Source organism: Mesobacillus jeotgali, assembly GCF_014856545.2.
Classification (GTDB): domain Bacteria; phylum Bacillota; class Bacilli; order Bacillales; family Cytobacillaceae; genus Mesobacillus.
The window spans coordinates 2,170,097-2,182,558 of record NZ_CP109811.1 but is presented as its reverse complement, the minus strand read 5'-3'; the positions used below and the strand labels follow the sequence as shown (position 1 = coordinate 2,182,558).

The following is a 12,462-nucleotide window of genomic DNA, read 5'->3' as shown; positions in this document are numbered from 1 at the left end:
TTTATGTTCTACTCCCTTTCAAAAGCAAACGCGCCAAAACTATCACGTTTAACCATGTAAAACTTATTATCCCTCGGGAAATGAATGAGCATTTCTTCTTTCTTCTCTCCGAATTCCATTAGTTTTTCCATGAATTCCATGAATTTAATTGCATCCTCTTCGTCTCTCTTATTCGGCCTGTATCCGGCTACGACTTTCTTTAATAAAGAATACAATTGAAAATCAATTTCTATAAATAGATTATTTTCACTGTTTCCGTTGTTATAGCCGATTACAATGGAAGACTTAAAGGTATCCAGAACTTCATTTGTATTCGGTGATAAATGCTCAACAGTAGGTTTAGGCTTCAATTTTTGTGCCAATCGATATTTATCTGACGGTTTACTTAGGTAAATATAGTCTTTTTTAGGACTTCCCTTCCATTTAAAGATGGCCGACAGTATCTCTTCATAAAAATGACTTATTTTCTTCATTTTAACCACATTAAAGGAATAAAGATTTTCAATGTAATCCTTATAGTCTTGATCTGAGATATTAGCTGCAAAATCTTTATTGGAAAGGAATGCAATCCTAATTAATGACTCGAAAAATAGAGTGAATGAGTGTTCAGTTAGGTCACTTCTAGTCATAAATGGTGTTAACCAATTAAGCCCAATCACGTCATTAACATATTCTGAAATTGGCCCTCCCCAGTCACCTAAGGTATTCAATTTAATGATTAATTGATCAATATGAACGGATCTACAATGAATCGGATCTAGCTCGCTCATTGCATTCAGAATAGAAGACCTCTCTCTTCGGTTAAACAATAGTGTAGGCAGCGAATGATTTAACACTTCAAAATCACTTAGTATTTCTATCCTGTTTACATTGTCAGGGACCAATATATCAGAGATAAAATTAAGAAATGCTCTTGCAGAAATGACTAACTTTTTCTTAACGATGGTTTGAGTTACAAGCTGGACAATTTGATCTTGGACAAATTGATTTTGTAAAAATTTATAATTTACATGAACAATATTTTCGATGTAATTTTTCTGATCCTCTTTTAATGCCACGTAAAAAGGGTTTTGATCCGACTTATTTAATAACTTCTCCAACAAACAGGAGAAGAAGGATGATCGGGCCCCAGTTTCTGTTAATTCATATGTATGATAATCAGCAAAACTCAATAAGCTTAAAGAACCCTCTGAATAATGAGTTGTTATGTTCTGAGTAAAAAGCTCACTGCGTTCTACAAAGGCCTTAAGTGAATAATATGAATGCTTTTCATGGGTTGAATGAATAAAGTTATTTAAGACTCCCATATTGATTGCTAATATAATCTTGTCATTAGAATACTCCAAGTTCTCATCTGAAAAACCACTTAAAACCTCTTCCAGTGTTTCAATGGAATTTTTGTTCGGTGAAAAACTTTCGGTTGCATCATTAAATATTTTATAATCACTGATCAATTCTGGTTTTTTCTCTTTTAGGTAGGCAAGCAAGTGCGACTTTCCGTCACCGACACTACCACAGAGTAATATCAAGCTTCCTTTTTCTATCCCTTTGTTTCGTTCTAGAATTTCTTCTAGGTCTAATTGAATTTTGCGATCTACGTGCATATAGTCTTTAAATGAACTAAAGTGGTTAGCATTTTCAATCGCTTCCTGAGAAGATTCTTTTAACCTTCTCAATTCTCTCATTAAGTAGCTTTCTCCTTGAGCAAGATCTTTCTTGATTAGTGTCTCGGGTGATTTTCCATCCTTTATTGTTTCTGTTTCCTTAGGGTCCTTATTGACGACATTAGCTTTCTGAACGTTATCAAGCTTTCCTAAACCCAACAATTCTAAGATCTGTTTGTTGATTAATTCAGTAAATTCCTCTTTTTGGGGCACCTTATTCTTTGGTTTTGGTGCTTCGTATGGCGGGATCTTAAGCTGACCTGAAGAATAAACTTCGACAAACCATACACCCACTTTATACATCTCTTTATGTAACTTAAAAGCTTCAGTGATATCATTAAAGTTTGCATTATGCGCAGCTTTGTTTCCGGATAGCCGGATCGTATCAAATGCCTGCTGTATATCCCTATTAATAATTTCTTCTCTAGTAAGTATATTGATCTTATCGTAAAGTGAAGATTGATAAGGAACTTCTAGTTTCTCTATTTTAAAAACTTCAGATAGGATTTCTTCAGCAAATAATCTACCTTTAATGATCGAACTGCTAGCATCTTCGAATATTAGTTCTTCCATTTTCTTCGCGCTGTAGGCAGCAGCCGGGATCGAATCTTCAAGAAAACTTAATAAATACACTTCATTGGAACTCATTTATTACCCTCCGAATGAATCATTTCTTCTTATATAAATGATTTTAGCACATTCTTTAGCCTAAGCCTTATGGTTTGATCAAGATTTTTACAATTGGTTGCCAATTCCAACACGAATAAAGGTTCGTCTTTTTTATTGCTTGTACAACAGATTAGTTTTATAATAAAAACATAAAATTACGTACGTAAATACGGAGGCGGTAAAATGGATGCTACGTTTAGTTACAACTTTCCTGCCATTAGAGGAATCCAGGCTGGAAAAGAATATTTTGTTGCTATGTGCCCTTTGAGGATTATTCCTAAGATCTTTCTTTTTGATGAAGAAGAAATTCCTCCTGAGCATAGAGCCCAAAGAATTTTAAATAAGGCTCGTATACCAGAATTAACAAATTACATAGTCGATAATCAAAAAGATTACGTCTTTTCTTCTATCACAGCTTCTGTTGATGGTGACTTAAGCTTTGTTCCTTTCATTAATGACCCATCTGCCAAGGATCTAGGTCAGTTAAGAATTGCTCTGGATGCTAGATTTCTAATCAATGACGGACAGCATAGAAGAGCAGCAATTGAAGAGGCTTTAAAGATTTCTCCTGAATTAGGGAATGAAACAATCTCCGTTGTATTTTTCCATGATGAAGGCTTAAGAAAATCACAACAAATTTTTTCAGATTTAAATAGACATGCTGTGAATACTACATCATCTATTGGTATTTTATATGATCATAGAGATCGGTTGTCATTGTTGACAAAGGATATCATCCTAACCACCCCATTACTAAATAGGTATACGGACAAGGAAAGAGTTTCTCTTTCGAAAAACTCACCCAAGATTTTGGCTTTGAATCACATCTTTAATACCAACCTTAAATTGTTGGGTAAATCTAAGGGTGATCAAATAACCCAAGAAGATGAAGATTTCCTAAGGTTGTTTTGGTCTGTCTTATGTGATTCTATTAAAGAATGGAATCACGTGTTGTCTAAAGAGTTGTCACCGAAAGAATTAAGAGAAACCTATATTGTTGGACACGGTGTATTTATTGAAGCACTTGGCATTGTTGGAAATTATTTAAGAAGGTATCACGAACAAGACTTGCCAAAATATTTAAATATGCTATCCAAGATTGATTGGAATAGAAGTAATAACCAAGACTGGCTCGGTCGAGCTTTTAATCACAATGGCCGGATTCAAAAAACTTCTTATACAATTCAACTAACCTCAAATAAAATTAAACAATTAATTGGCCTGCCACTAACTGAAGCTGAACAGGCACTGGAAGATAAATTTTTTCAAGGAGTAGTTTAACATGGCTAACGGCATCATTAGTAATCTTTTATCTAAAAACAACCCTCATATAGAGGAAGCAAAAGAAAGAATTAAAGCAGCTTATAAAGAAGATAATCGACCTTGGGTGGTTGGATACAGTGGTGGGAAAGACTCCACTGTGGTTGTACAATTAGTATTTGAAGCCCTAACTGAGATGGACAGTGAAGAACTGCATAAAAAAGTTTATGTAATCTCCTCTGATACACTAGTTGAAACACCTTTAATTATAAATTCTATTAACCAGACGTTAAGAAGAATTCAAGAAGAAGCGCTAAATAGAAATTTGCCGATCGAAACGCATAAAGTAAAACCTGAATTTGAACAATCATTTTGGGTGAATATTATCGGTAAAGGCTACCCTACCCCAAACCAGCAATTTAGATGGTGTACCGACCGTCTTAAGATCGACCCTGCGAACCAATTTATAATGGATAAAGTCTCCTCATTTGGAGAAGTGATCATGGTTCTAGGTGTACGAGAGGATGAAAGTGCTACTAGAGGCAATGTCATTCGCTCGCACACAGTTGAAGGAAAAACTTTTATGAGACATTCCACATTATCTAATGCTTATGTTTATGCACCAATAAGAAGCTTCACATTAGATGATGTATGGGATTACTTATTGAACTTCCCTTCTCCTTGGGGTGATGATAATCATGAATTACACAGACTATATCAGGATTCTAGCAGTGGTGAATGTCCATTGGTAGTGGATAAGACAATAAAAGAATCAGCCGGATCTTGCGGAAACAGCCGTTTTGGATGCTGGGTTTGTACTGTAGTCAATGAAGATAAGGCATTGAGCGGATTTATCCAAAGCGGACATGACTGGATGAAACCATTATTGGATTTCAGAAATTGGCTTACTCTAATTAGAGATGATCGAACTAAACGAATGAAGTATAGAAACAAAGGTCAGATATATTATAAAGAAGTTAAAATCGAGGAAATTGAGGGTGTCGATCACGTACTAATACCTAAAAAAGCTGGACGTGAAAAAAAGCTCATACCTCTTAGTGAATATGAAATTGTCTCTAAAGATCAACTTAGAGAATACATCTCTAGAAATAAGATAGATCTTAGTTCGCCTGATGATTATATGATTTTAGTGAAATATGAGGAAGAAACTTTAGATGGTGAAGTTGTTACTAAGCATGCACAACTTGGTTTGGGACCATTCACCATGGAAGCAAGGGAAGAAATACTTAGAAACCTGTTAAAAGTACAGAAAAATCTAAGCCATCCTAGTGATCCAAACCATGAATTAATCAGTATTGAGGAGCTAAAGGCGATCAGAAAAATTTGGTTTAAGCATGGGGATTGGGAAGATCGTATACCAATGATTTTCCAAGAAATTATGGGCTATTCTATTGATTGGGAAATGGATGATCGTCCGCTTTTTGATAAGGACCAAGTTTCTGATTTAGAACTTTTGGCTGATCAATACAAAGTTGATATAAAGGTTATTAAACAATTAATATCGATAGAAAAAGACTTTTCTGGTTATAAGGTCAGAAGAGGACTTATGGATGAAATAGGTAAGGCCTTAAAGCAAGATTACTTACATTTATGATTTAGAAAATGAGGGTCCACAATGATTATTAATGAAGTTCAATTAACTAACATAGGTGCTTATCGAGGCACAAATACTATTGATATCCGCCCCGTTGATGACAAGAATGTAATTCTTATAGGCGGAGAAAATGGAGCAGGAAAAACAACACTGTTAAATGCTATTAAACTTGGATTGTTTGGCTCTTATGGCTTTGGTTACAAAAGTGAAAATGCAGAATACTATAAAAAGGTTAAAGGCATTTTAAATAACAATGCAAAAAAACTTGGTGAAAATAATTTTAGAATCAAGCTTGATTTCTCTCTTATCGATAATTTCGAAAAAACTGATTACACTTTCTATCGTCATTGGAAACTAACCCAAACTGGGATAAAAGAAACCTTTGAAATAGTAGCTAAAGGAAAGCACTATAGCGAATATGATAAGGAGTTATTTTTATCCAGATTAAAAGAAATCATGCCCCCTCACCTACTAGATTTGTGTTTATTTGATGGTGAAGAAATTTCAAGAATAGTTAATGAAAATTTATTATCGGGTTACCTAAGAAACCTATCTAAAGTGGTTTTTAATCTAGACCTTTTTGAAGCATTAGAGACTGACTTAGAAACTTATGCTAATCAATCTTTAGATGTTAAGAAAATGGATGGATTTGAAAAGGAGTTATTTGATTTAGTTGAAAAAGAAAAGCTACTTCGAGACAAGGTATCTCAGATTATTAATAACAGAGACAATCTATTGAAGGATCAAGAAGAATATCAGGTTGCATACAATAAAGAAAAAAATGACTTCGAGAAATTTGGCGGCCTTGTTAAAACAGAAAGAGAAGATCTTTTGAAACAAATTAATAGGATTGAATCTGAACGTAAGCAAAATATGGATAAGATAAAAGATTTTGTCTCTTCCCTACTACCTTTTTATTTAGCTAAAGAAATAGTAGCTGAAACTAGGGAACAGCTAAAAGCTGAAGAATCAATGCAATTATTCAAACAGTTGAACGAGAGACTTTCTATCGATGCATTTAGCCAAGCTGTTAATAAAGTCGCTAAGTTAGAAGATTTGGATACCCAAAGTAAGATGAGAAATGAAATCCTTAATCTGGTAAAACCGGATACTGATACTATACAGATCCATGGTGCATCTTTTTCTGAGAGCAGTTTAATTGAAAATATTTTCTTAACAATAAATTCAGATTCCAATGAGCAGGCATTAGGTCAAATAGAAGAGAACAAAGTAAAACTTGAAAAAATACGTACCCTTAAGGATAAATTGTCAATAAACGATAGCACAACAGAGTTTAGTTCTATGATTCAAAACATGGAAACTCTGCAATACTCCTTGCATGATATCCAAGTAAGGATTGAGCAATTGGAATCCGAGTTAAATGGTATCCAAAAAGAATTAGAATTGACTTTAAACTCAAAGGAAAGACTGCAGGCCATCTTAAAAGATCGCGATAAAACGGAAAGCTCTTTCTTACAGTCTCAAAAAATAATAGATTTCAGCCGGAAGTTCAGAGAAATCCAGTTAAAGAAAAAACTGCAAGAAGTTCAAATAGAGGCTTCTAAAATGCTCAAGAAAATCTTTAGGAAGAATGATTATATAACTTCTTTAACAATTGATCATGTAACCTATGATGTAAAATTGTTTGATGCACATAAGGATCAAATCGAGAAGTCTACGCTTTCAGCAGGAGAAAAAGAAATTCTCTTAATTTCATTGATTTGGGCAATCTTTAAATGTTCCGGCAGAAAGGTTCCTTTTATATTCGATACATTGCTGGGTAGACTTGATAAGACACATAAGGCAGCTGTTCTCACAGAATTTATTCCCTATAGCGGCAAACAAGCTATTATACTTTCCACCGATTCTGAAATTGATGAACATCATTACAATTTACTAGCACCTTTTACTGCTAAAGAATATATGCTTGAATTTAATGTAGAAGGCCATGAAACGGCTGTATTAAATCAATACTTTCCTTTTAAGCAGCTGGAGGTGAGCAAATGAATTTCCGATTAAAAACTTCTAAAGAAACCGGAGAGAAATTAGTGGCTTTGCAATCATACACAGGATTAACTTGGAATATTCTTTCCAGGATATCGGTGGCTCTATCTCTGAGAATTCCTTCTCTTCCAGAACCTGTTTTTAATAAAAATGGAATAGAAATCCCGAGAAATGTTATGACTGGAGAACATGATTATACTTATAAGGCAATTATTCGCCAGCATGCTAAACGAAATGTCCCGGATGAAGAGTATTTTCCAGATTTGTTTAATGCCCACCTAGAAAGAGGCATTACACTCCTAGAAAATGAATATAAGCACGCAGGAAATTATGAAAAGCTGCTAGTTAACTTACTAAAGATAGATAAGTAGGTGTTTTAATGCTTTACCTTGACAATAGTGCTACAACTCAGGTTCATCCTGAAGTAAAAGATGCAATGCTCCCTTATATAATGGAAGAGTTTGGTAATCCATCGAGCAAATATTATTCCGTAGCGGAAAACGCCAAAAAGGCAGTAAAAGAAGCAAGATCTTCTCTTGCTTCTTTACTTGGCTGCTCCCCTTCTGAATTGATTTTTACTAGTGGTTCAACCGAGAGTAATAATATGGTTATAAAAGGTGTTGCTGATTATTATCAGTCAAAAGGTAATCATATTATTACTACAAAAGTTGAGCATCCTTCAGTGTTAGAGACTTGCAGATACCTAGAAACAAAGGGATATAAGGTTTCATACCTAGATGTGGATCAATTTGGAAGAATTAATTTGGAAGAGTTAAGAAGAGAAATCAAAAACGAAACAATTCTTATATCTATAATATGGGGAAATAATGAATTGGGTTCCTTGAATGATATGATGTCAATATCGAATATTTGCTATGAAAATAACATTTTCCTTCATAGTGATGCAACACAAATTGTTGGAAAAGTAAATTTCAGTCTTGAAAATTATCCTGGATTAACCTTCCTGTCGATCTCAGCTCATAAATTTCATGGCCCAAAAGGAATTGGTGCTACTTTCATCCGCAAAGACCAGTATGATATATTAACCAAGTTAACTCCCTTATTACATGGTGGCGGACAAGAAAATAGCCTACGCAGCGGTACTTTAGCCGTTCATAATATAGTTGGATTAGGAATAGCTGCCAAACTTGCTAAGAAGAATTTGAGAGAAAATATTAAAAAGCTAAAACAACTAGAAGAATATTTAACAACTATTCTATCTGATAAATTCGGCAACAATATTCTCTATAACAATGATCGTGATAATAAAATACCTGGTGTAATCAGCGTTCAATTTAAGGGTACCAACAACGAGGTTCTATTAAAATCGCTCTCTCCGTTTATCGCAGCATCAACCGGATCGGCTTGCAGTTCCAGTAAACCATCTCATGTTTTAGAAGCAATTGGTCTATCAATTGAAGAATTAAGGTCAACTGTAAGGTTTTCCTTGTCTACGTTTATTTCCAGAGATGACCTAAATATTTTCCGTGAATTATAATTTATATAGGGGCTAATAGCCCCTATAATATTATCAAGTGAGATAATTTTAAAATTCAATAAATTTCTTTAAGGAGATTCTATATGGATATTGTAGATTTGGTTAATGACTTTATTGATAATCGTAAAACAGAGAAATCATCTGTACATACTAAAAGTAGTAATCTTAATAGCGAAAATATAGCTGAAGATATTGAAGCACAAAGAGCTAATAAGATAGAACAATTAACAAGAAGAATGGTAATTTAGATTACTATGTAGAGTTATTGAACCAGGGAGTAGATCCTAGTAAGATTGAAAAACATTTTAATCTTGCATATGGAAAATTAGAGGAGTTATTACTCTCTAACAACTATAAATTTTATTCCTTTATGAATTTTTGGTCTACTCTAGATGAAGAGCAGCTTTGTCATGATTTAGTATCACACCTAAACAAAGGAAATACCATATATGATTTATCAGGAAAATATTTAAGGGGAAACAAAGAGAGATTACGTTTTGTATCCATGGTTGAAAAACTGCTTGATAAATATCAATATGAATATAATTTTTCTCTAAAAGTTTGGGACATCAAAGCTTCAAGTAATAAAAAAGGATTAATTCTTATTGTGGAAGATTTGAATACCGGAAAACCTTTAAAAGAGGTTGCCGAAAAATTTGAAGTTACACCCGCAAGTCTCCGTCTTTCACTAAAAAATGCGAATTACAGATATGATCCTCTTTTTCAAGTTTGGACAACTAAAGAAAGAAAAGAACTTGTTGACCAGTTAAGCTTAGATATTAAAAATGGATTAATAACCATCGAAGAATTAAGAAAGAAAGGATTTGATTCTAGAACACTAGAAACACTTAAATATTTGAGTGATCACAAACAAAATACTGTTTTAGAAACAAAAACAAATTCTATTGATGAAAAAGTTAGTAATGGTCTTAATAAAGATAACATAATTAATCTTGAGTACGGTCAATTAGAAAAACAAGATGAAATCAATTTAGAACATGCCCACTTAAAAGCAGAAACAGCTTCAAGTGAAGCTGATATAGAAAAAAAAGCATTAATAAAGACACAGGAAGACAACGATCTTTCAGTTGAAGATATTAAGATTTTAAAAGAAATAATTGGATTCTGGACTCAAGAATCGCAAACAAAATCCGACTCCAGGTTAAAACAAATAAATATCTTTATTGAATCTCCTATTTTAAAGAAATTAGAGATTTACTGTTAATGACGTTCTACAATGTCCGGAAATTGATGGTACTAATTGTCCGAAAACTGACGGATTTCCTGTCCAAAATGAAAAGGGAGGCAGTTTTCCTGCTTCCCAACGATTTTACAAGTCAACTTGGTACGTCTCGTTTTTCTTAAGATAGAACTTTACGTCGTTACGACCAGTGAAAATATACCAATCCCTACCCAGTTCCAGACGGCAGGAAAGAGTCTTGCCATTACCTAGATGAAGATCAAACCATTCTCCACATCGCATCTTATAACCAGCATTGTCCCCCCAAAATACAACCCAACAATCCAACTCTTCATTGTAATTCATTTCTTTCCAACGGCTTTTCATGAAAGTTCACCCTGGATGACTTGCTTGATCATATGGTCGTCAATGATCCTTCGGCCATTTTGTGAGCCATAGAGTAGACTATGCGTGCAGAGTTTATCTATGAGCCTTGCGGCACCACCAGAAAACCGATGGATTTCATCGAGAGCCCCGTCAGAGAATATTGGTTGGTCAACTCCGGCATAACGAAGGTGCCTAGAAACATATTCTTCAACTTGGGCACGATCGAGATGTCCTAGCTGAAATTGGATATCGATTCTTTGGCGTATGGCTGCGTATGATTGGAGCCGAAGTCGATCCCATAATTCACTTTGACCGACAAGGATAAGCGCCATCGGGCTTTGCGAATCCATTTTGAAGTTCAGTAGGAAACGAACCTCTTCAAGCATTTCACGGTCCAGAAGATGGGCTTCATCCACTACCACCACAGGTTGTAGCCCTCGTATGCCTTTCATTAATTCAATCTCACGATGAAGCTGCCGTTTTGCATCTCCCCGGTAAAACTTCGCTTCGGAGCCTAACTGTTCCAGAAGACCTTTGTAAAAATGCCGAGGTGTTAACTTAGAGTCAGACAGGTAAAGGATATGGAATTTCCTTTTATCCAATTTGTCCACAAACTTACGGATGGTCGTAGTCTTTCCAGTACCACTATCCCCACTCAGAACGGCGAAAAGCTGTCTTTCAGCTGTGTACTTCAGCCTTCCAAGGATTTCTTGCATCATCGAGGAATCATACAATTGATCAGTCGGAAGATCTCTGGCGAAAGGTGTGTAATCCATTTCATAGAAGGCTTCAAACACGAGAATCATCCTCCTTCCAAACGGCACGGAAGGTCACGGCAGGTTTCTGTTCAGTTTGACGTTCCTGGTTCTTTCGTTCAGCTGCCTTTAATAGTCTTGAAGATTCTACATCCTGCACCTGCAGGTGCTCAGGTAATGCAGGACGCTTCCCAGCTCTTTCCCCAATGACCAGCTTCTTGGCTTTCCATGGAATATGACCCTCGAACTCAATGGTTAGCTCCTCGATATTCGCAGGGTCATAAACAACTTCAACCTGTCGTCCAATGAATGTCAGGCCCACCTCATATTTTTGATCCATGAAACTGATGCATCCTGATTTATCAACTTTCCTCGTTTCACAATGGAGAAATGCATTACTCAACGTATCCGGATCGATGAACCGAATCGCTTTCTTATCTGAACGAAATGCCGTTTCCGGGCTGATTTTCTCCCCAAGTGCAGAATGAGGCTTATTCTGATAACACTCTGTCAGCCACACTTGGAAAAGCTCATTCAGACGATCAAGTGTATTGGGTTTTTCGATGACAGCCTCACTTATGAATGAATCTATTACTCTGTTAAAGCGTTCAATTTTCCCTTTTGATTCAGCTGAGTATGGCCTTGTGTATGTAAGGCGGGTGCCTATTTTTGAGCAGGTACGCGACATCCATTTGGTTCGATATTGCTTTCCATTATCAAAATAAACAGCTTCTGGAACACCATACTTTTGTATGGCCTGCCGAAAGGCATCTTCAATGATCCTTGAATCCAAAGTAGGGTAGAAAGCTGCGTGAAGCACAAATCTGGTGGCGTCGTCGATAAAGGCGACAAGATATACTTGTTTCTTCATTCCATTCGGACCAATTGGCAGGTAAGGGCCATACTTGATATCTGATTGCCAGAGTTGGTTGCGATGTCGCTTCTGAAATCTCCTGGCAGCTACTCCTGTCTGGGAGTAGAGTCGCATATGCCGTGTGCTGTAACCTTTTTCAGTGAGCTTTTCCTGGAGCGTTGACCTTTTGATCTGCCCTGGTTCAGCCAACCCTTCCCACTCGAGTATCTGTATGATTTGAGCCACGCTCCGGCTCGGCACTTCCTTACGCAGAAGGATTGCCTGTTCCAATAAATGAGGAGGGATAGCCTCAGACTTTTGAGCACCTTTTCTTCCTTGCGGCTTTAGTCCTCCAAACCCATCTACCTGAAATTGAGCCAAATATCGCCTGATGGTTCTTTCAGAAAGACCGCTAGCCTTCGCTATCTGGTCTCTTAACTCCTTTACTTTCCCAGCGTCAAGCCCCTCTGCCAATAAAGGGGATATCAGCTGAAAACGCTGCACTGCCAATTCTTCTGATTTCTTATGATCACTCATGATACATTCTCCTCTCTGTGTCTATCACGAGTGTAAATCA

At 35.9% G+C, this 12,462-nt stretch carries 11 protein-coding genes; 7 read left to right on the top strand and 4 right to left on the bottom strand.

Annotation, left to right across the window (positions count from 1 at the left end):
- Positions 1–8 precede the first annotated feature (8 nt).
- Positions 9–2,312: a DNA phosphorothioation-dependent restriction protein DptF gene (gene dptF, locus FOF60_RS11010; RefSeq protein ID WP_192473152.1), complete on the bottom strand. Its 2,304-nt coding sequence runs from the start codon at positions 2,310–2,312 to the stop codon at positions 9–11.
- Between the two features lie 204 nt (positions 2,313–2,516).
- On the opposite strand from dptF, the gene dndB reads away from it, so the two are divergent.
- The 7 genes from dndB to FOF60_RS10975 all read left to right on the top strand — a co-directional run bounded on the left by dndB (position 2,517) and on the right by FOF60_RS10975 (position 9,935).
- Complete coding sequence (dndB, locus tag FOF60_RS11005) at positions 2,517–3,614, top strand: DNA sulfur modification protein DndB (protein WP_192473151.1); 1,098 nt, start codon at positions 2,517–2,519, stop codon at positions 3,612–3,614.
- Between the two features lies 1 nt (position 3,615).
- Complete coding sequence (gene dndC / locus FOF60_RS11000) at positions 3,616–5,208, top strand: DNA phosphorothioation system sulfurtransferase DndC (protein WP_192473150.1); 1,593 nt, start codon at positions 3,616–3,618, stop codon at positions 5,206–5,208.
- A 21-nt stretch (positions 5,209–5,229) separates the two neighbouring features.
- Positions 5,230–7,215: a DNA sulfur modification protein DndD gene (gene dndD / locus FOF60_RS10995; RefSeq protein WP_192473149.1), complete on the top strand. Its 1,986-nt coding sequence runs from the start codon at positions 5,230–5,232 to the stop codon at positions 7,213–7,215.
- The gene (locus tag FOF60_RS10990; protein WP_192473148.1) at positions 7,212–7,583 is read left to right on the top strand and encodes a DndE family protein; all 372 of its coding nucleotides are present in this window, start codon (positions 7,212–7,214) and stop codon (positions 7,581–7,583) included. Before dndD ends, FOF60_RS10990 begins: the two co-directional genes overlap by 4 nt.
- Before the next feature lie 8 nt (positions 7,584–7,591).
- Complete coding sequence (locus tag FOF60_RS10985; RefSeq protein WP_192473147.1) at positions 7,592–8,710, top strand: cysteine desulfurase family protein; 1,119 nt, start codon at positions 7,592–7,594, stop codon at positions 8,708–8,710.
- Positions 8,711–8,793: 83 nt separating this feature from the next.
- Complete coding sequence (locus tag FOF60_RS10980) at positions 8,794–8,958, top strand: hypothetical protein (RefSeq protein ID WP_192473146.1); 165 nt, start codon at positions 8,794–8,796, stop codon at positions 8,956–8,958.
- Between the two features lie 17 nt (positions 8,959–8,975).
- Positions 8,976–9,935 (top strand): hypothetical protein, encoded by a 960-nt coding sequence (locus tag FOF60_RS10975; RefSeq protein WP_192473145.1) that lies wholly within the window; start codon positions 8,976–8,978, stop codon positions 9,933–9,935.
- A 105-nt stretch (positions 9,936–10,040) separates the two neighbouring features.
- Here the strand turns inward: FOF60_RS10975 and FOF60_RS10970 are convergent, their stop codons facing one another.
- Genes FOF60_RS10970 through FOF60_RS10960 form a run of 3 tightly spaced genes read right to left on the bottom strand, consistent with a single transcriptional unit; the run spans position 10,041 to position 12,422 of the window.
- Entirely contained in the window at positions 10,041–10,277 is a 237-nt protein-coding gene (locus FOF60_RS10970; RefSeq protein ID WP_192473829.1) for a DUF5348 domain-containing protein, read from the bottom strand.
- Positions 10,274–11,074: an ExeA family protein gene (locus tag FOF60_RS10965; RefSeq protein WP_192473828.1), complete on the bottom strand. Its 801-nt coding sequence runs from the start codon at positions 11,072–11,074 to the stop codon at positions 10,274–10,276. The genes FOF60_RS10970 and FOF60_RS10965 overlap by 4 nt, the downstream gene beginning before the upstream one ends.
- On the bottom strand, positions 11,067–12,422 hold the full coding sequence (locus FOF60_RS10960; protein ID WP_192473827.1) for a DDE-type integrase/transposase/recombinase: 1,356 nt from the start codon (positions 12,420–12,422) through the stop codon (positions 11,067–11,069). Before FOF60_RS10960 ends, FOF60_RS10965 begins: the two co-directional genes overlap by 8 nt.
- Positions 12,423–12,462 lie beyond the last annotated feature (40 nt).

What these genes read in the sequence shown, in the direction of transcription:
- dptF (WP_192473152.1), bottom strand. Translation starts at nt 2,312, where the DNA reads ATGAGTTCCAATGAAGTGTATTTATTAAGTTTTCTTGAAGATTCGATC.
- dndB (WP_192473151.1), top strand. Translation starts at nt 2,517, where the DNA reads ATGGATGCTACGTTTAGTTACAACTTTCCTGCCATTAGAGGAATCCAG.
- dndC (WP_192473150.1), top strand. Translation starts at nt 3,616, where the DNA reads ATGGCTAACGGCATCATTAGTAATCTTTTATCTAAAAACAACCCTCAT.
- dndD (WP_192473149.1), top strand. Translation starts at nt 5,230, where the DNA reads ATGATTATTAATGAAGTTCAATTAACTAACATAGGTGCTTATCGAGGC.
- FOF60_RS10990 (WP_192473148.1), top strand. Translation starts at nt 7,212, where the DNA reads ATGAATTTCCGATTAAAAACTTCTAAAGAAACCGGAGAGAAATTAGTG.
- FOF60_RS10985 (WP_192473147.1), top strand. Translation starts at nt 7,592, where the DNA reads ATGCTTTACCTTGACAATAGTGCTACAACTCAGGTTCATCCTGAAGTA.
- FOF60_RS10980 (WP_192473146.1), top strand. Translation starts at nt 8,794, where the DNA reads ATGGATATTGTAGATTTGGTTAATGACTTTATTGATAATCGTAAAACA.
- FOF60_RS10970 (WP_192473829.1), bottom strand. Translation starts at nt 10,277, where the DNA reads ATGAAAAGCCGTTGGAAAGAAATGAATTACAATGAAGAGTTGGATTGT.
- FOF60_RS10960 (WP_192473827.1), bottom strand. Translation starts at nt 12,422, where the DNA reads ATGAGTGATCATAAGAAATCAGAAGAATTGGCAGTGCAGCGTTTTCAG.